Below are 19,908 nucleotides of genomic sequence, written 5' to 3'. Positions count from 1 at the left end.
GATACAACAAACATGCTTGCAGAATTAGGACACTTTTCACTGGTATTGGCCTTACTCATGGCAATGCTGTTGTCTGTTTATCCAATGTGGGGGGCGTACAAGAACCAAATCCAATTTATGGCCCTTGCCAAGCCATTGGCCATAGGCATGTTTTTGTTTACCGCCATTGCTTTTGGCGCGTTAATGAATGCATTTTACAACGATGATTTCAGCATTGCTTATGTGGCAAATCATTCCAACAGCTTGTTGCCTTGGTATTACAAATTAACCGCAGTATGGGGCGGACATGAAGGCTCATTTTTACTTTGGATATTAATCTTTTCAGTGTGGACTGTGGCTGTAGCGGTGCTGAGTAATAGTATTCCTCAAGTCATGGTTGCCAGAGTGTTATCAATATTAGGCATGGTGGCAGTCGGGTTTTATCTGTTTGTTTTGACCGCCTCTAATCCGTTTGAAAGCTTGCTACCTTTCTACCCTGTTGATGGACGAGACCTTAATCCACTTCTACAAGATTTTGGCATGATTATTCATCCTCCTATGTTGTACATGGGGTATGTGGGCTTCTCGGTGGCCTTTGCCTTTGCTATATCGGCATTGATATCCGGGCAACTGGATTCTACCTGGGCCCGCTGGTCTCGTCCTTGGACGCTAGCGGCTTGGTGTTTTCTAACTGTAGGTATTGCTCTAGGTTCGTGGTGGGCCTATTACGAATTAGGTTGGGGTGGCTGGTGGTTCTGGGATCCAGTGGAAAATGCATCCTTTATGCCTTGGTTAGTGGGAACCGCGTTAGTCCATAGCTTAGCAGTCACCGAAAAGCGTAAGATTTTTAAGTCTTGGACTGTGTTATTAGCCATTTCCGCATTTTCCTTAAGTTTGTTAGGGACCTTCTTAGTACGCTCAGGTGTGCTGGTTTCAGTGCATTCATTTGCCAGTGATCCCACCCGAGGTTTGTTCATTCTTGCTATTTTAGGTGTGGTTGTTGGTGGTTCATTAATATTGTATGCCATCCGCGCTCCTCAACTAAAAAGTGTTGGCCGCTACGAGTGGTTCTCCCGAGAAGTGATGTTGATGGGCAATAATTTGTTATTAACGGCGGCCACTATCGTGGTGTTAATGGGTACCTTGTTACCCCTAGTTCATAAAGAAATCGGCTTGGGATCAATTTCCATTGGTGCACCATTTTTTAACGATATGTTTGTTTATTTAATCGTGCCATTTGTATTGTTATTGGCGATGGGTCCTTTATCTCGCTGGAAAAAACAGTCTCCTAAAGCAATACAGAAACAGCTTCTAATTGGCTTTGTTATCAGTGTTTGTGGTGGCTTTTTAATCCAAGCTAGTTACAACCAAATGACCTATATGGCGACCTTAGGTTCAATATTAAGTGTTTGGATTTTCGTTTCTACTGTTCAGGAAATTATGCAGCGGGTTGCAGCGCAAAATGACAAAACTCAATCATCAACTACGTGGCAAAAGCTGCGTCGTTTAACCCCGAGTCATTGGGGAATGGTAATGGGCCATGTGGGTTTTGCGGTCACCTTAATAGGGATAACCTTAGTCAGCAATTACGAACAGGAAAGAGATGTACGCATGCACACCGGTGATGTGATTGAAATTAGCGGGTATGTGTTCAAGTTTACTGGAGTAAGGGACTTAAAGGGACCAAACTATGTCGGTCATGTGGGGATCGTCGACGTGTTCACCGATACGAGCATGACGAAAAAAATCACTCATTTAGAAGCTGAGAAACGTTTTTACCCGGTACAACGAACTAGTATGACCGAAGCGGGAATCGACAGTGGAATCTCCAGAGATTTATTTGTTGCCTTAGGGGAGCAATTAAATGATGGCGCTTGGGCTGTCAGAATCTATATCAAACCTTTTGTCAATTGGATTTGGGCAGGTTCCTTAATCATGGCTTTAGGGGGAATTCTATCGATTTCCGATAAGCGTTATCGCATGGCTAAAGTGGCCAAAGTGAAAAAACGTTTAGGTGGTGACAAGCTTGCCAGCGACGCTAGCTCTGAGGCGTTAGCAACCAAAGTACAAGGACAAGCATGAAAAAGATCTCGATATTTTTAATACCAATAACCTTGTTTGTGTTGGTATCGATTTTCTTATACAAGGGCTTATACGGTGACCCGAGACAACTCGATTCTACTGTCTTGAATAAACCCGCCCCTGATTTTGCGTTACCGGATTTGATGCAACCGGATGTGATTTATGATCCATCCATATTTGAAGGCCAAGTGACTTTGATGAACGTGTGGGGAGTATGGTGTGTCACCTGTGCTGTTGAGCTACCTTATCTAACAGAGTTGAGTCAACAGGGGGTACGTATAATTGGTTTGTATTACGACCAAGATACCGATCCTGATTTCGGGATAAAAAGCATCCCAACTATTCAACAAGAAGTTACCACAAAGTTGGCGCAATTGGGCAACCCATATGAGTTTAATGTTTTTGATGTAAAGCGAGATTATTCGTTGGATTTAGGGGTCACCGGAGCACCTGAAACCTTCCTCATTGATAAACAAGGCGTGATTAGAATGCATCATATTGGTGATATTAATACTCGGGTTTGGCGATCTAAAATCGCACCTCTATACAATGAGTTAATGGCCCAATGAAAAAGTTGATACTGTTATTTGTTTTAGTTACTAGTCCTCTTTGGGCGCTGGAAGAAGCCTACAACTTTGATGATCCTGTGAAGCAAAAATTGTTTTTGGAACTAACCCAGGAGCTACGCTGTCCTCAGTGTCAGAATCAAAACATAGCTGATTCTGATGCCATGATTGCCCACGATTTACGACGTAAAGTTTACGAATTGCTGAACGAAGGCAAAAGTAGAGCAGAAATCGTCGATTTTATGAAGTCCCGTTATGGTGATTTTGTATCTTATCAGCCGCCAGTGACGCCACTAACTATTTGGTTATGGTTGTTACCGGTAATTTTCGTCATCGGTGCGGCTTGGTTCGTTTTGACTCAACGTAAGAAACAAGTGAATGATTTTGATGAAGATGTTTTAGCCAAAGCAGATTCGTTATTGGAGAAAGAGAATGACTAGTTATTGGCTGGGTTTTGCCATGTTGTCGGCCATTGCTGTGGGGATTTTAGTTGTTCCTTGGTTACTTAAACGCAATCGACATCACCAAGATGTGTTGACTAACACTCAAATTATTAAACAGCGAATGCAAGAACTGAGTCGTGAAGTGGATGAAGGCGTAATCTCTGCTGATGATAAAGACATTGCAATTAAAGAGCTAAAATTAGCTCTAGTGGATGAAACTGTTGGCAGTCCAGATCAACAACAAGCCGGTTCTTGGCCGTTGTTTTTAGGGATCAGTATTAGCGTTATTTTGTGTGCAATTTTGTACTACAAAAGCAATGAAGTAAGTGATTTACAGCATTGGCAAGAGGTGAAACAACAATCCTCTGAATTGGCGAAACGAATCGTGATAGAAGGCGACTCCAGTGTCACCCTAGATGAGTTGAACGATTTCAGTCTTGCCATGCGCAGTAAACTAGCAAATGCCCCCGATGATTATATAGGTTGGTTATTATTAGGTAGGCTGCACGCATCTTTAAATCGTTTAGAGTCTGCCTTACAAGCATTTGAAAAGGCCTATATGTTAGCGCCAGAACACAGTGGTGTATTGTCCAGTTATACCCAAACATTGGTGATGACTGGTGAAGAGAATTATATTCGTAAGGCACAACGCTTGTTAAAAACAATGGTTCAGAGTAACCCCCAAGATATGAACGCCATCGGCATGTTGGCAGTGGCCTCTACTCAGTTAGGTGACACACAACAAGCCCTTAGTAGCTGGCAACAGTTAAAACTAATACTACCGGCCGATGATCCTATGACGGCTGAGGTTGAAAAACGTATCGCCCAACTTAGTCAAGGGTCTGTTGCCCCCCAAGTAGATGAAGCTGTTGAGGTTGCAGATGCAGATACATCGGTTTTAATTACGGTCTCAATATCTGACGAACTAGTGGCTAAAATACCTGAAAATGCGTTTATTTTTGTGTTTGCTCAAGATGCCAATGGTTCGGTGAGAATGCCAGCCGCTGTGGTTAAAAATCGATTGGCTGATTTGCCACTGCAGGTTGAATTGTCTGATGCGAATGCAATGTTACCGAATTTTAAATTATCCCAGCTTGAAAATGCAAGGTTGGTGGCGCGAATTTCCTTGGATGAAAATGTAGCTCAAGCCAAAGGCGAGCTCCAGGGCGAAGTGACAGTCACGCTGCAAGCAGGTAATCAGATCATGCAATCAATTGTTATCGATAAGGAAGTGATGTAATGAACCCAAAAATTTGCTTGTTATTAGTTGCAGCATTTTTGCTTGGTGGATGTGCTTCACAGCAGGCAGTGAATGGACAAACTCAAGCGGTCGAATATAACGATCCCCGTGACTCATTGGAAGGTTTCAACCGCACCATGTGGGACTTTAACTATGATGTGCTTGATGCATATATTCTGCGACCCACTGCCGTGGTTTACGTCGACTATGTTCCGCAACCGGCACGACAAGGATTGCATAACGCTGCGCTGAATTTAGAAGAACCGTCAAATTCCGTGAATAATCTGCTGCAAGGCAAAGTCGGTGGAAGCTTGGCTAGTCTAGGTCGATTTGTACTTAATTCCACTGTGGGTATTTTAGGTCTATTTGATGTAGCTAAAGAAATTGGCATAGAAAGACAAGAAGAAGAGTTTGGTGAAGTATTAGGTAAGTATGGCGTGGGCACGGGTACTTACCTCATGTTGCCGGCTTATGGTCCCACTGATCTTCGTTCGTTAACCGGTGACTTTGTGGATTCGGCATATTTTCCACTGCAAGATTTGTCATTTTACGTCGCAGCGGTGCGAACCGGTATAAAAGTGTTAGAAGCCCGGGCTCAACTGATGGAGCAAGAAGGGCAATTGGAACAATCACTTGATCCCTATGCTTTCGTGAAGAACGCCTACTTCCAGAATCTCGAATTTCGCGTCACAGACGGTGAGGTACCTCAATCTGATTTAAATACCGATCCGGAAGAAGAAAGCGAAAACTTTGAAGATTTTTTAGACGACCTCTAAGGTCGTCTGTTTATGGAGAGGGCTACCCTTGCTAACTTCTGCAAGTAATGCTGCCATAGGTGTATTTGATTCCGGTGTTGGTGGTTTATCCATCGCCGCTGCAATACGACAAATGTTACCCCATGAAAATATCATTTACGTTGCCGATAGCGCCAATGCTCCCTATGGTGGCAAGCCTGAACACTTTGTTTTGCAGCGCTGTCAGGCCATCGTAGAATATTTAATGGCCCAGCAAGTCAAACTCATAGTTGTAGCTTGTAACACAGCTACACTGACCTGTATTGCTAAATTACGCGCACTCTATCCCATTGAGTTTGTTGGTGTTGAGCCCGGCATAAAACCTGCGCTTAATGCTAGCCAATCAGGCATTGTTGGCGTATTGGCCACCCACAACACCATTAAAAGTGAGCAATACCAGCAATTAGTCGCTAGATTAAAAACTCATAATAAGGTTTTGTCTCAGGCTTGTGATGGCTTAGTGGAAAAAATTGAAGCGGGGGAGTTTGATTCCCTCGCGACCCAACAATTAATTCAACAATATGTCACGCCATTAGTTAGCCAAGGGGCTGATCAAATAGTGTTAGGTTGCACTCACTACGGTTTTTTGGGCCAGCAAATTCGATGTATTGCAGGTGATGACGTGCAGTTGGTAAATACCAGCGATGCCATTGCCCGCCAAACTTTGGCCGTATTAGAACGTAATGACAAGATAAATAGATGCCAAGAAGGCGGCAAAACCAAGTTATTTAGCAGTCGCTGCAATGCCGAGTTTTTAGGAATTTGTGAGCTCTTATGGCCAAAAGAATTTGAACAAGTTCATGAATTCACAGACTAGTTAGAAGTGTTGGGATATAGTTAGAGTGTTTCCGCTGCTGGGTCTTTCATTATGCGTTTGATACTGACTGTAATATTCATAACTGTCCTCTCGGCTTGCGCCAGTCAAAACAGCCCATATCAAGGGGAAAACTTAGTTTTACCTTCCATTCAAGAGCTTAAGTCTTGGCAATTATTTCAAAAGCAAGACCATCGGTATCGTTCCAATATGTGGCAGAAGAAAGGACAGCGTTGGGCGGATACTTTTGCCGTTAGCATTTATGATCAACTCCAAGAAAACTTACAACAAAAACGCATTGAATTAGATGCACCGGGTAAATCCCATTGCCAGGCATTTGAATCCATCAATATGACTCATCCAAAAATAAATAATATCCCTTTTGCATATTGGCAAACGCGTTGTGAAGTCAATGGTAAAGTTGTGGCCCGTATGATCCATTTAATGATGCAAGGTCAAGAAAGCTTTTATCATATTCAAAAGGTATGGGCATTTGATGTGGAAGAACCCCAGTTTTTGTTTTGGAAACAGCAAATGGATGATACATTTTTATGTAATTTAGCGGCGAGTGATCATACGTGCCCCTTAGATTAATCTATGACCCTAAGCAATCTCTTTAATTTAACCGCTTGGTTGTCATTAAAGAATACAAAGGGTTAATCAAAAAGCTTGTTATTCAATTTAACCCTATTATACCTTCTCAATCCGTTTTAGGGTTGTTGTCTATTGGCGAGGCTGCGCAGTATTGAGCTATAAATTGTGCTTGGCTGGGCATGTAATCGACAGATTTTTCAATCACAGTTTTCACGTTTTCCATACGTTTTTGTATTTGCGCTTCGCTTAGTACATCAACCATTGGATGATAACCTTCAGGCGATATGCCCTGTCCAACCATCACACTTAACCAACTGGTTTGATTAAATAACTCTTCATCTTCACGAAATATGCGGCCATTTGCCTTAAATAAATCTATTTTTCTTTGCAGGTATTCAGGTATTTCCATGTTACGAACGTAATCCCAAAACGGCGTATCGTCTCTTTCTGTAACTTTGTAATGCAAAATAATAAAGTCGCGGATGCGTTCCATCTCTAACGCAGCTTGTGAGTTATAGGTATCCACATCAGGTTTAAAAAATTGTTTTGACGGGAAGAGACTCATCAGTCGAGAAATACCGCTTTGGACTAAATGGATAGCCGTTGATTCTAAGGGCTCGATAAAACCGCCAGCCAAACCTATTGCGACACAATTCTTGTTCCAGAATTTTTTTCGCATACCTGTCTTAAATCTAATTATTCGTGGTGCGGTTAATGGCACTCCATCTATACCGTCTAAAAGGATTTTTTCGGCTTCTTCATCGCTCATGAATTTTGATGAATAGACATGTCCATTGCCTACACGATGTTGCAAGGGAATCCGCCATTGCCAACCTGCTTTTTGCGCGGTAGAGCGGGTATAGGGAACAGGCGCTTCCATGGTTTCGCTTTGCACTGCAACGGCGCGATCACAAGGTAACCAGTGACTCCAATCTTCATAACCTGTGTGTAGCGCTTGTTCAATCAATATGCCGCGAAAACCACTACAATCAATAAATAGTTCTCCTTCAACCAGTTCGCCACTATCTAATAATAGGCTTTCTATAAACCCATCTGCTTTACGCAAATTGACTTGGGTTACCTTGGCATCAGTACGTTTCACGCCATGTTTCTCAGCTATTTCTCGTAAATATTTTACATACAAATTTGCATCGAAATGGAAGGCATAGGCGATATTATTTAATGGAGAGTTAGGTGTGTCGATGGAGCGCATCATCTTTCCGGATTTCGCGGCAACACTATTGAAGGCATAATCTTGTAAATCACCAGCTTTACCAAGTTTCGACATTTTTAGCCAAAATTGATGAAATTCAACCCCTTCAAAGTTTAAACCTAACGTACCAAATGGGTGCATATAGCTGTGATCTAGTTTCTTCCAATTTACAAATTCAATTCCGTGTTTAAAGGTGGCTTGGGTTTTTCTAACGAAGTCATCTTCGTCTAACCCCAGTAGATCATTGAAGAGCTTAATTTGAGGAATTGTCGCTTCACCCACACCGACATTCGAAATATCACTAGACTCGATTAACCGGATATTCATGCCTTCTTGGCGGAGCAAAGTGCCAAGGGCGGCTGCTGTCATCCAACCTGAAGTCCCGCCACCTACAATAACAATGTTCTTTATTAGGTGTTCACTCATATATTTTCCTATTCTACTGGCGCACTTGATTATTCATCGAAATTGAGCCTAAAAGCGCACCCTGTTGGGTGCGCGAACCTGTACTTCGTTGCTAACTTAACTAGAAGGTTGCTCTAACTACAAAAGAGAATCGTCTATCGTTTACGAACCAGGAACGACCGGTTCGAGTGCCTTCATCGTCTATTTGCATGGTTGTTTTAGTCACCGTATCTAGCAAGTTGACAGCTTGAATCCCGACCTTAATATTGTCAGTTGCGTTATAGAAAATAGAGCCATCAAGAAAGCCTGCACTTTCATTATAAATAGGCCGATAGGGCGCAATAACATCTCTTGCGGTTAACAAGTATGCCGACCGCCAGTTATAGGCCATACGCGCTGATACGTCATTCTTTTCATAAGTTAACACTAAATTTGCGGTGTGTTTAGATTGCCCCTCTAACGGTAGCGAATCAAATGCGGCTTCCGCTGGCCCATCTTTGGGTTGTCCATCAGGTTCAGTTTCAAAGGTATTACTGTTGGGCACTCCCTCAGCTTCAATATAGGTGTAGTTAGCCTGAACCCCTAAACCATCAAAAGGAGATGGTAAGAAATCGAAAAATTGCGAATAAGCAAATTCAATACCTTGCATTGTTCCTTCGTCAGTATTTAGTGGCTTTTGCACTCTCACTGTGTTGGTCACCCCATTATTGGTGTACTGCTCATCCATTGCCCCAGTCACAAAGAAGTTACTCAAATCTTTGTAAAATAAGGTAGTTGTTAGAGAGTTTGATTCGCTGAAATACCATTCAAGGGAAAGGTCGTATTGAATCGATTCCATGGGAGCCAAATAAGGATTGCCTGAATTACCTTCCCAGGTGGTTACATCTGCACCGTTAATGATTGCTTCACCGCCGGGTTCTTCTGGTTCTGTTCGGTCGGTAACGAAGATGCCATCCTCAATACTCACGTAGTTTTTCAAATTCCCCGTATCTGGATAAGCAATGGCTTTAGACACGGCAAAGCGAGCAATTAAATTTTCATCTAATTCTACTTTTAGATTGAAACTAGGCAAAATGAAGTCATCTGTGTAGACATCGTTAAGCATCGAGGTACCATAATTACCAAATGCAAGATCATCTGCAGGTAAATAATTTAAGCGATCAGATGTGTCCGTTGGATCATTGGGAATGAGATTAGGAAAGGTAACAGCGCCTTCGGTTTCCCGCTTTATTTCAATGTAACGAATACCAAAGTTGCCGTTAAAAGGGAACTTGTAGTCGTCAGATTCAAAATCAAAGCGTACATAGGCGGCTTTATTGGTTTCCACAAAGGTATTCGATTCAGCCGGTCTAAAAGGTCCGTCTAATTGCTCATAAGTGGGGTTACCATTGGCGTCAACTCCGTTTTGTATTTGTCGCTCGGATAACGGTTCCCAATCTGACGCTATATCTGCCAGTCTGCTTCCCCAATTAGCGTAGTCTTGGACTAACGCAATTGAGGGGTGTAGGGTTGTGCCGCCGGGCACGATTACATTGTCTCCACGGTGATGATTGTCCCAACTAACTTGTTGTACCTCATCATTTAAGCTTGCCGCTGCTGGCAGGTCTAGCCAGGCTGCAGCATATCCATCACCATCTATATCATTGCTAAATATTGCGCCCAGTGATTGCCAGTTATAGGCTGAAAATCGCACTGTTTGTTCACGCTTTGCATAACGAACTCCAGCTTTGACCGAAGAGAAAAAGCCACTATCAAAAATATGTTTAGTATCATAGCGAAATGCAACGGAATCACCTTCGCTCCGTTCGTAGTGATCCATTGCTGAGCGCCAGTAATATGAAGATTTGGTTTGGAAAAAAGCAGGGTTACTTTCTTGTCCATTACCTCCTGGGTGTCCATTCCACGGTTCTAAAAGTTCGATTTGTGGCACATCTCCTTTTAAATTCAAACTTAAATTGGCTTGAGTACCTAAGAATAGGGTGACATCATCGTCTTTGGTTGTGGCATCGATATACTGTACGTCAAACTCATGGGACCAAGTGTCATTGGGTCTGAATTTCACGTTGAATGCATAGTCATCAACAATGGTTCTTTGTTCTTTAGTACGTGTTGTTGTTTGGTACGTATTACCGAATTGTGGTACTGAAGGGTTTCCCCAATCTGCAGCAATTGGCACACGTTGCTGATCATTTCCATTTGAACGCCAGCCTCCATCACGTTGGTCGGTGATAGTGCCATTGACGAAAGTACCGCTATCATCAAATTCATAAGCAGGCGTGCCATCTAGCGGGTAAGTGTCTCGTCTCAGGCCATCCGCTTCAGCGCCATTGTTCATATCGGTTTGATAACTGAACGTATTTTCAGTCCAAGCTAGGGTCGCATCAGAGCGCATAAACTGGCCAGTCACTAAAGTACGACGATCAGGGCTTTCCCATTGAACGGCTAGGGCAAGGCCTTGTCTTTCTCGGTTTATATTATTTTTTCCAAAGTTGCCACCATTAGGAGCAAGTACCGTCTGACCTTCGACCAAATCATCGCGGGTTAAAAATACTTCAGATTGCATACTATGAGACAGGCTTTCCAATTCAGACGTGGCGACGTTGACTAGGAAACCAAATTTTCCAGCATCTGTTCTCCAACTATCACTAAACATGGCGGACCCGCTAGGAGTGGTTTCTTCTATCAAATCACTGTAAGTCAGATCTGCAGAAACCGCGACAATACGCTCATCAGAATCGAAAGGCAGGCGCGTATGCAGACTCACAGTACCGCCAATCCCTCCTTCTATCAGATCCGCACTCTGATTTTTATAAACTCGTACCGATCCCATTAATTCAGGAGGAACATCTTGAAAACTCAGACCTCTTCCAGAATTTGCTGTAAACGAATCCCGACCGTTGAATTCACTGCGGGTAGCTGACATACCGCGGATCACCGCGCCACTGCCTTCTACTCCAAAGTGGTCGGGGTCATTGGCTGCAGCAAAACGTTCAATTGAAATGCCGGGTATGCGCTGCATCGCCTCAAGTACGCTTCGATCTGGAAGTGCTCCTATATCAGATGCGGTAATTGCGTCGACAAAGGTGTCTGCTTCACGTTTTAATTCTTGGGCGCGAATAACACTTGATCTCACTCCTCGAACGTTGATGATTTCTACATCTGTGTCTTCCGCTGCAGGGCTTGGCTGCGCATCTTGAGCAAAGCTTTGGCTGCTAAAACCCATTATTGCTAAAGCAATCATGGACTTATTAAAACGAGGTTTAGGCTTACGTTTTAGTTCGGCTAATTGGTTTTTATGCTTCACGGTTAAACTCCAAGTTCGTATCACTATTTTTGGTTTTAATATTTCAATGTGTTTTGTTGGTCATTTTTTTACCACTAGCAACCCTAAAAAGCCGCCGTTATGTGGTGCTAAAATACTTGTTAACGAGAAACGTCATTGAACTAACCTGAACGGCATACATCGCCGAGCTTAAACATAAGGTAAAAAGTGACGTCTCGAGGGTAATCATGTTCTTTTGTACTTATTGCTCGATGTAGTTGAAATAATCAAAATCAGCAGTGCATTGCTGTCCTGACAGATCTTGGCAAGCCATACCGACAAATCCCCCGGTAAAATGAGCTCCTTCACCGCTGCCAGCTTCATCGGAAATAATGCTGTAGTCGAGGTTGATGGGCAGCTTAGTCCAATGTATTTCATCCGTTGAAAAGGAGAAGTTGAGCTTGTGGTGGCTCACTTCAGCTCCCAAATATACCGGCCCTTGACTGGGTAGTATAAAGCGCTCGTCTGTCACCCAAGGCTCGGTATGACCTTCTCGAAGGGCAAATGTTAGGGTTAAATCAGGGTTGCCTAAACAACTCATTACATCTACAAAACGGTTGCCTTCATCGTCGATGGACACATAACAGTAATGGAATTTTTGGCTGTTGTAGTAACAAATAAGCCCAGCTGTTTGTTGAAAATTGGCGGGTGAAAATTCCATGGCGGTTTGTGCTGTATAGCTAAAAGCTTCTTGCCTACGAGCAACCAAGGCTTGCTCATATAATGAACCTATGGACTCTCTGCCAATCAAACGTAGATAACCGGAACGGGCGGACAAGCTGAATAAACGCTCGGGATTAGGGGTACGTAACCATTGAAATTCAATTGGCAGCTGAGGTGAATCAAAGTCATGCTGAGTTTGACTTGCTGGCCAAGGGTGTTCGGGCAAACTCGGTGCGGGTACCTCCATTGTGGGTAAGCCATCTGTGACTGCATTCTCAACTCTTAGCCAGTCATCGTCAGTCCAATAGGTCTTTTGTAATCCGGTTTCACGGCCAAGGGGACAGCGCCGTTCGCCTAACAAGGGGCGACCACATAAATGCACAAGATAGGTTTCACCGCTAGCTGTTTCAAACAAGTCACCGTGACCTGTTCGCTGCAGTGGCAAATGTTGATTATCTTTAGCGGTTAATAAGTAGCCGTACGGGTCTAGTTCGTATGGACCATCGATATTCTTAGAACGAGCCAGTGTCATTGCATGGGTGTAAAACGTGCCACCTTCTGCAGTTAATAAATAATAATATCCATTACGTTTATACAAATGAGGTGCTTCGGTACAAGCAAGTTTGCTACCCGCAAAGATATTCTTAATTTCCCCCACTAGTTTTTGTTTAACAGGGCAATACTCTTGCAATAAGATACCGCCGAATCTATTTTTTTCTCGGCGGTGATCCCACACCATATTGACGAACCACTTTTTGCCATCATCATCATGGAACAAGGAAGGATCGAAGCCACTGGAGTTCATGTAGATGGGATCACTCCAATCACCATCTATGGTTTCACAAGTGGTTAAATAGTTATGGGCATCTTTGAAGTCACCGTCGAATCGTTTTACGTCGGTATAAATTAAATAAAATAAGCCGTCATGATAGCTAAGGCAGGGAGCCCAAACACCACAAGAATCGGGTTCACCACGCAGATCTAACAAGGCTTTTCGATTTAATGGACGGCTTACCAATTGCCAGTTCTTTAAATCTTTTGAGTGGTGAATTTGCACACCTGGATACCATTCAAAGGTGGACGTCGCGATGTAAAAATCATCGCCCACTGCAACAATACTCGGATCTGGGTTGAAACCTGGAAGTATTGGGTTTTGTATCATAGGTTGAGTCGGGGTCGTCATTCTTACGCTTCCTTAAAATCACGTGTAAGTTTGTAGAATTTCATACAAGCAAATACCACAAGGCCGGCAATAACAGAGCTTGCAGAGTACAAGAATAAGATGCCATTCAATGCCGTTTCGTTTTGCTCAATGTTTGGTTGATAGCCAGTTGTAGCGAGGATCCAGCCCGTAAAGGCTCCACCTAATGCAATGCCTAGTTTGATCATTAATAGGTGCCCGGAAAACGCCATCGCCATGGCACTTTGACCTAATTTTTTGGCACCGTAGTCCACGGTGTCCGGTACGGCAGAAAATAATAGAGGGGTAAATATCATGTGGACAAAATTGGCTAGTATTGTAAACACCAAGGCGATTTCCATTGAGTCACGGGGGACAAAAAACAACACCCCATTGGCCACCACTATACCCAGCGCGCACAAACGCATAAGTGTGACTTTACAAAATCTTTTTACTAACCAGTTCGCACTCAGAGCGCCGGCTATACCTGCAACCATACCGCTGGTCATAAACAGCGTAATTAGCGATTCTTGTTGCAAGTAATATTGCACATAAAAGGGGGTTGTCGCGCCACGCATTGCCACGCTAATAAGCAGTAACAAGCTAACAATTGCGATGATTCGCCACTGGTCATTTTGCAGCATTTTGGCAAAGTCGAGCCAAATTCCTTTAAGAATAGGATTGGCAGGGGATTTCGGCATCTCTACCCGCTCTTTGGTCAAAGAAAAACAGCCCACAAAACAGAGCACAGCGACAATGGATAACGTGACCATTGCCATTTGAAAACCTTGTTGTTCGTTGCCTTGACCAAAATAGTCAACTAATGGCAAAACACTGGCCGTCACAATCGCGCCACCTACCATGGCCAGTGCAAACCGATAAGATTGAACCGACGCCCGTTCAGTGGGCGACGCAGTCATTACACCACCTAAGGCGGAATATGGTATATTGATGGCTGTGTAAACGGTCATCAATAATGTATAGCTAATGTAAGCGTAAACCAGCTTTCCCGTGTCACTAAAATCGGGTGTGGTAAAGGCCAATACCGCTAGCAGACCGTATGGAATTGCACACCACAATAAATAGGGACGGTATTTGCCCCATCTTGTATCGGTTCTGTCTGCAATCCCACCCATAACAGGATCGGTTATGGCATCAAAAATCCTAACTAGCAAAAATAAGGTACCCACTGCCGCAGCGGATATGCCAAAGACGTCGGTATAGAAATACAGCAAAAAGCCCATCACTACCTGGAACACGATGTTACTTGCTGCATCGCCCAGGCCATAGCCTATTTTCTCAGTAACGCTTACCTTTACCATTAAATACTTACCTTAAATTATTGATATTGTTTGGCTAGCGCCATTAAGTCATTTACAAAAGCTTTGGCTTGATAATGTCGGTCGAATAGCAGTGGATAGTCGGTGCGGCCTTGCATGGGCCAGTTATTACGCCATGTATCATTGTCAGAAACACCCCAAAAAGTGACCCTGTCAATATGTTGGTGATAGCTTATAAACAGCTTAAATAGATCGTTATAGGCGTTAGCCAATTTAGAATAAGCGGATTTCGAAATGCCATTTACATAAGGGTTATATTCATCTTTAAGGGTAAAATTTAATGAAATGTCTGCCCCCATATTTTCTTCGTCAGGGAATTTAAGAACCGAAATGTCCAGCTCTGTAATCATTATTGTTAAACCCGCATCGGCCACTTTTTTAATACTGATTTCCAGTTGTTCAAGGGGAGGTTCCACGCCGTAATGACCTTGCTCACCAATTCCATCTATGGGTATCCCCTTAGCTTTGAGGCGTTTAGCTAGTGCTATCACGCTGTCCATTTTAGGGGCTTTATATAAATTGTAATCGTTGTAATACAGCTTGGCATTTGGCGCAGCTTGATGAGCATATTCAAAGGCTTTTTCGATAAAGTCTGTACCGATAATTTGTGACCATTTCGAGTCCCTTAAAGAGCCATCTTCATTAAACGCTTCGTTCACCACGTCCCAGCCTTTGATATCGTCTTTATACCTGCCTGCCAGCGCAAAAATATGAGCTTTCATTCTCGATAACAAAAGTTCACGACTAGCAGGTTGGCCAAATTCGTCCTCGAAAACCCAATCAGGCGTTTGTTGATGCCAAACTAAGGTGTGACCAATAATATTTTTATGGGTTGCGTTTGCATATTCAACAAGGGCATCTGCAGCTTCAAAGGTGAAGTTATTTAAGGTCGGCTGAATGCTTTCCCACTTCATATCATTTTCGGCGGTGAGGGTATTAAAATGCTGATTCACAATGGCGACTGACTGGCTGTCTTGGCCATTTGCTTGTTGCGTGTTGATAGCAACGCCAACATCAAAATAAGGAGAAAATGCTTGGTGCAATGAAACATCTGTCACTAGTTCAGAGTTTGTGTGAGTCGAGCTAGATTGAGTGCATCCCGACACACAGCCAATTACAAAGAATAAAAATGCCCACGCTATTATAAGTTTCATTAATCACCGAACTTTCGCAATAAAATGTTAGCGCTAACAATATTTTGTCGGGTTTCGTTTGTCAATTATGAATTTACGTTAAATTAACATTATTTTTACTTGAGTCTCTTAACTGCAATTGATATTCCAGCACATGACGCATACTAGACATTTTAGGTTTTTTGGGGGGAGAGGGCGTTTTGGGAGTGGTTAGGATATCTATGGCGAGTTCAGCCATTTCTTCAAGAGGTTGTGTAACCGTTGAAATGTTCGGCCAAATAGTGGTGGCAAGTTCAGTGTCATCAAAGCCAACAATGGAAACGTCTTCGGGTACATCTAGATGTTTCATATGGGCGACGGAAACAACCGCTGCTGCCATTTCATCATTTGCCGCAAATATTGCATCAGGTTTGTTGGTTAGTTCAAGTAATCGCTTTGCCGCGTCTAAGCCAGATTTATAGGTGAAATCTCCTTGTTCAATATACTCCGGTGGTATCATTAGCTGATTGGAGCGCAATGCATCTAAATACCCTTGATAACGCATTCTGCTTGCCCCTTGACTGGGACTGCCAATAATATGTGCAATCCGTTTGTGGCCATTTAATATAAGCTTTTCAGTAACTTCAAACGCCGCCTGATAATCATCAATGCAAATATAGTGACTAGCGGTTAGATTAATGTCAGGTGCGATACGCACAAAATCAATGTTTTCCGATACTAATAAATCGACAACTTCAGGAATATTGCTAATCGGGGGGAGTAAAATTAATCCGTCTACTTTAGTCACATAAATGAGATCTTTTATAGTGGCTATGGTCTTTTCACGATGACTAGTGGCTTCGTCCAATATAATATGATAACCACTAGTACGACATTTTCGCAGGGCACCAACTAGAAATTTACTCACGTATGAATAATTAGCGTATTCGCAAACTAAACCGATGAAATAAGATCGAGAACTCGCCAGATGTCGCGCCGCTATATTGGGCTTATAGTGCATTTCATTGGCAATTTTGCTGACTTTTTCGCGGGTTTTTGCACCGACTTTGGGATCGTTATTCATTACTCTTGAGACGGTCATCATTGAGACGCCAGCTTTGATTGCGATATCTTGCAGTTTAACCTTAGACATGTATTTCGTCCCATTTTGTTAACAGAGTAAACCTCGAATCTGGCTAGTCTACAGGATCAATATCGACATACCTAAATGTTAATTAACATTTTTCATAAATACAGAGTGACACTGTCTAACGGCTTGTTTTGAAATCATTGTCTGCAAGACAAAAAAAGTCTTACGTTTAAAGAGAATCGTTACTCAACCATCAATTAGGCATTGCCATAGAAAAAATACATTTATGTTTGAAATTAATTCATTTTGCAAACAAAAAAATTCGTTTTAGATTGCTGGGTTTTGTTGGTTTTTATTTTTAAATATTTGATTTTATAGGGTTTTTAATTGACTTTTTGGGGGCTGTTGAAATTGGTTCATTCTTTGCAAATTAATCTTGTTAGGGGCTGATTTAGAACCTAAACATAATCAATTTTTTTACAGTGGGTGGATGTATGGCAGTGAATAATAAACCGAAAATCGCAGTGACAGGGCCCAATCGTTCTGGTCTGACTGCTTGGCTTTTTACGGCCCTGAACGTTCGCTTGGCGGGTGGGGTTCCTATTCGCGTCACGCCCGATGATTTCAGCGGTCAAATTGATTTTGATGGCATCATTATTGGTGGTGGTTCTGATATTCATCCTGATAATTACATTAAGCAGGCGTTACCTAAAGTCGAGCGATCTTTATGGCTGAAAATCAAAGAAGCGCTGGTATATCCCATGGAGCTTTTGAGCAGGTTCTCAACCAGCGAGTATGACAAAGCTCGAGATTCAATGGAGCAAGAATTTATCGATTATGCTATGGAACAAGACAAACCTATTTTGGGGATTTGCCGAGGACACCAGCTTCTTAATGCGGAACTAGGCGGCAGCATGTACCAGTCTACGTTGCCTCTATTACAGGAAAAAATGCGGATCCGCAGTCCCTTTCCCCGTAAAAAAGTGATTTATACCAAAGACAACACTTTGATTAACGATATTGTTGGTGATGATCCCATCCGTGTTAATGCGATTCATTCCCAAGCCATAGCTCAGCCCGCAGAGTCTTTGGAGGTTACCGCAAAAGAAAAAGCCGGTATCAATCAGGTTATCGAGAGTAAAAACAGTGACAATGTACTCGGCGTGCAATGGCATCCTGAGTATTTGTTTTATATGAAAACCCACAGAAGTATTTTTCAATGGTTAGTGCAACAGGCGAAAAATCGAAAAGGGCAAAAGGAGGGGGACAATGAATAAAAATAATGGGATGAAACTTGGGGTGCTTATATTGATTTTGGTCGGTTTAGCAGCTGCCTATTTTTTGACTCCTTTGGGAGAATTTTTGAGCATAGATAAGATCACTGAATTGACCAATAGTGTACCGCAAAACCTAGTCACTGCTTTAGTTTTTCTGGGGATCTTTTTCATTGGCGGTAGTTTATTGATCCCTATTCCTTTAATGGCTTTCGCTGTAGGCTTAGTGTTTAATATCTGGATTAGTTTGCTAATTTGTATCCCTGGATTTTTACTGGCGAGCCTTAGTGGCTATGGTGTAGGTAAATTCATGGGGGTAGAAGTGTTTGGTCAAAGAGTCAGTGATAGTTTAGATAAAGTGAAAAACAAAATGGATGATAAAGGGGCTTGGGCGGTTCTTGCATTAAGGTTGGCTCCCACACCTCCGTTTACCGTTACGAGTATAATTGGCGGTTCTTTGGGAATTAATATTTGGAAGTTCGCATTTGGCTCAACTGTCGGTATTATGCCTTTAGGTTTAAGTGCTGTATTTTTCGGTGAAGGTGCGCTGCAAATGATGAAAGAGCCGTCTGGCTTGGCGGCCACTTCACTTGTTGCTGCAATTATTCTTTTTATTGTTTATCGGGTCATGGTGAATAAACAGACCGAGCAAGAAGAATAAGCGGTTAGATTAATGTTAAATGTTGGAAGTATATGATCCCTTTGGTGTTTCACCCCATTTATTCGATTCTTGATTTACCGGTGAGGCATCGATTTCCGATTCAAAAATATCAGGCTATTTATGATGCTCTGCGCCAATTTGGTGTTGCCGAGTCTAGTTTTCAGCAACCCGAAGCTGTAAACGTTGAACGTTTAAAGTCGGTTTTGAATCCATTATATGTTCAGCAACTTACCACTGGTACTCTGGATGCTAAAGCCATGCGGCGAATAGGATTTCCTTGGTCAGAACAGTTGATTACTCGCACCTTAACTGCCGTGGGTGGCACTATCTTAACCAGCCAACTCGCTTTAGAGTCTGGCAAGGCAATAAATCTAACGGGTGGTTATCATCATGCATTCGCGAATTTTGGTTCGGGCTTCTGTATGGTCAATGACCTATATCTCAGTGCATTAAATATGCTGCAAAATCCAAGTGTGGATAGGATTTTGATATTTGATTGTGATGTTCACCAAGGTGATGGTACCGCCAAGTTGGCCGAGCGAAATGCCAACGTTAAAACCGTATCTATTCATGGTGAAAAGAACTTTCCACATCGAAAGCAAGTCTCTGACTATGATTTCCCATTGCCCAAAGGCACCTCAGATGAGGTCTATCTAGATACGGTTGATTGTGCGTTGAATCTTGCGGTCAATAATTTCCAACCCGACGCTGTGATTTATGACGCTGGGGTGGATATTCATGAAGATGATGATCTAGGGCATTTGTGTATCAGTACCCAAGGCGTTTATGCGCGAGATAAGATGGTTTTTGATCTGTGTGAACACAAAGGATTGCCCGTCGCCGCGGTGATTGGTGGCGGTTATCAGCGAGACATTGATGCCTTGGTTAAGGTGCATTTACAGTTATTTAGGGCCGCTGGGGTATATTGAGCAAATACAGATTTATCCCGTGGGAGCGTTGTTGGTTGTTAACAGAACCTCGGGGCTAAAGCACCCGACTACAGGTGTGAAGGTGCCTGTAGCATGGTCTTTAGGCCATGGAAATCAGGCCATGGAAATGTCTAACAGAGCTTCGGGGCTAAAGCACCCGACTACAGGTGTGAAGGTGCTTGTAGCATGGTCTTTAGGCCATGGAAA

At 42.8% G+C, this 19,908-nt stretch carries 16 protein-coding genes; 10 read left to right on the top strand and 6 right to left on the bottom strand.

The window, feature by feature from the left end; genetic code table 11:
- Positions 1–12 precede the first annotated feature (12 nt).
- Genes Q4574_RS05400 through Q4574_RS05370 form a run of 7 tightly spaced genes read left to right on the top strand, consistent with a single transcriptional unit; the run spans position 13 to position 6,512 of the window.
- On the top strand, positions 13–2,061 hold the full coding sequence (locus tag Q4574_RS05400; protein WP_303472360.1) for a heme lyase CcmF/NrfE family subunit: 2,049 nt from the start codon (positions 13–15) through the stop codon (positions 2,059–2,061).
- On the top strand, positions 2,058–2,630 hold the full coding sequence (locus Q4574_RS05395) for a DsbE family thiol:disulfide interchange protein (RefSeq protein WP_303472358.1): 573 nt from the start codon (positions 2,058–2,060) through the stop codon (positions 2,628–2,630). The genes Q4574_RS05400 and Q4574_RS05395 overlap by 4 nt, the downstream gene beginning before the upstream one ends.
- Positions 2,627–3,067 carry a cytochrome c-type biogenesis protein gene (locus Q4574_RS05390; RefSeq protein WP_303472356.1) on the top strand — a complete coding sequence of 147 codons (441 nt, stop codon included), beginning with the start codon at positions 2,627–2,629 and terminating at the stop codon, positions 3,065–3,067. The genes Q4574_RS05395 and Q4574_RS05390 overlap by 4 nt, the downstream gene beginning before the upstream one ends.
- On the top strand, positions 3,060–4,310 hold the full coding sequence (gene ccmI, locus Q4574_RS05385; RefSeq protein WP_303472354.1) for a c-type cytochrome biogenesis protein CcmI: 1,251 nt from the start codon (positions 3,060–3,062) through the stop codon (positions 4,308–4,310). The genes Q4574_RS05390 and ccmI overlap by 8 nt, the downstream gene beginning before the upstream one ends.
- Positions 4,310–5,086 (top strand): VacJ family lipoprotein, encoded by a 777-nt coding sequence (locus Q4574_RS05380; protein ID WP_303472352.1) that lies wholly within the window; start codon positions 4,310–4,312, stop codon positions 5,084–5,086. Before ccmI ends, Q4574_RS05380 begins: the two co-directional genes overlap by 1 nt.
- A 28-nt stretch (positions 5,087–5,114) precedes the next feature.
- On the top strand, positions 5,115–5,921 hold the full coding sequence (gene murI / locus Q4574_RS05375) for a glutamate racemase (RefSeq protein ID WP_303472350.1): 807 nt from the start codon (positions 5,115–5,117) through the stop codon (positions 5,919–5,921).
- A 51-nt stretch (positions 5,922–5,972) separates the two neighbouring features.
- A complete protein-coding gene (locus tag Q4574_RS05370; RefSeq protein WP_303472348.1) occupies positions 5,973–6,512 on the top strand; it encodes a hypothetical protein in 540 nt (179 codons plus the stop codon).
- Positions 6,513–6,618: 106 nt separating this feature from the next.
- On the opposite strand, the gene Q4574_RS05365 is transcribed toward Q4574_RS05370, so the two are convergent.
- The 6 genes from Q4574_RS05365 to Q4574_RS05340 all read right to left on the bottom strand — a co-directional run bounded on the left by Q4574_RS05365 (position 6,619) and on the right by Q4574_RS05340 (position 16,900).
- Positions 6,619–8,151 carry a tryptophan halogenase family protein gene (locus Q4574_RS05365; RefSeq protein ID WP_303472346.1) on the bottom strand — a complete coding sequence of 511 codons (1,533 nt, stop codon included), beginning with the start codon at positions 8,149–8,151 and terminating at the stop codon, positions 6,619–6,621.
- Positions 8,152–8,251: 100 nt separating this feature from the next.
- Positions 8,252–11,434, bottom strand: coding sequence for a TonB-dependent receptor (locus Q4574_RS05360; protein ID WP_303472344.1), 3,183 nt, complete (start codon positions 11,432–11,434; stop codon positions 8,252–8,254).
- A 220-nt stretch (positions 11,435–11,654) separates the two neighbouring features.
- A complete protein-coding gene (locus Q4574_RS05355; protein WP_303472342.1) occupies positions 11,655–13,298 on the bottom strand; it encodes a glycoside hydrolase family 43 protein in 1,644 nt (547 codons plus the stop codon).
- Positions 13,299–13,300: 2 nt separating this feature from the next.
- A complete protein-coding gene (locus Q4574_RS05350; RefSeq protein ID WP_303472340.1) occupies positions 13,301–14,617 on the bottom strand; it encodes a glycoside-pentoside-hexuronide (GPH):cation symporter in 1,317 nt (438 codons plus the stop codon).
- Between the two features lie 17 nt (positions 14,618–14,634).
- The gene (locus Q4574_RS05345) at positions 14,635–15,789 is read right to left on the bottom strand and encodes an endo-1,4-beta-xylanase (protein ID WP_303472338.1); all 1,155 of its coding nucleotides are present in this window, start codon (positions 15,787–15,789) and stop codon (positions 14,635–14,637) included.
- 73 nt (positions 15,790–15,862) lie between these two features.
- Entirely contained in the window at positions 15,863–16,900 is a 1,038-nt protein-coding gene (locus Q4574_RS05340) for a LacI family DNA-binding transcriptional regulator (protein ID WP_303472336.1), read from the bottom strand.
- 431 nt (positions 16,901–17,331) lie between these two features.
- Here Q4574_RS05340 and Q4574_RS05335 point away from each other — a divergent pair, with 431 nt between their 5' ends.
- From Q4574_RS05335 to Q4574_RS05325, 3 genes are read left to right on the top strand one after another with little or no spacing between them, the layout of a single operon-like run.
- On the top strand, positions 17,332–18,114 hold the full coding sequence (locus Q4574_RS05335; RefSeq protein WP_303472334.1) for a gamma-glutamyl-gamma-aminobutyrate hydrolase family protein: 783 nt from the start codon (positions 17,332–17,334) through the stop codon (positions 18,112–18,114).
- On the top strand, positions 18,107–18,772 hold the full coding sequence (locus tag Q4574_RS05330; RefSeq protein ID WP_303472332.1) for a TVP38/TMEM64 family protein: 666 nt from the start codon (positions 18,107–18,109) through the stop codon (positions 18,770–18,772). The genes Q4574_RS05335 and Q4574_RS05330 overlap by 8 nt, the downstream gene beginning before the upstream one ends.
- A 32-nt stretch (positions 18,773–18,804) precedes the next feature.
- Positions 18,805–19,701, top strand: a complete 897-nt coding sequence (locus tag Q4574_RS05325; RefSeq protein ID WP_303472330.1) for a histone deacetylase — start codon at positions 18,805–18,807, stop codon at positions 19,699–19,701.
- Positions 19,702–19,908: the final 207 nt, after the last annotated feature.

Origin of the sequence: Aliiglaciecola sp. 3_MG-2023 (genome assembly GCF_030548205.1) — a bacterium.
Lineage (GTDB): Bacteria > Pseudomonadota > Gammaproteobacteria > Enterobacterales > Alteromonadaceae > Aliiglaciecola.
This window is presented reverse-complemented; position numbering and strand designations above follow the sequence as displayed.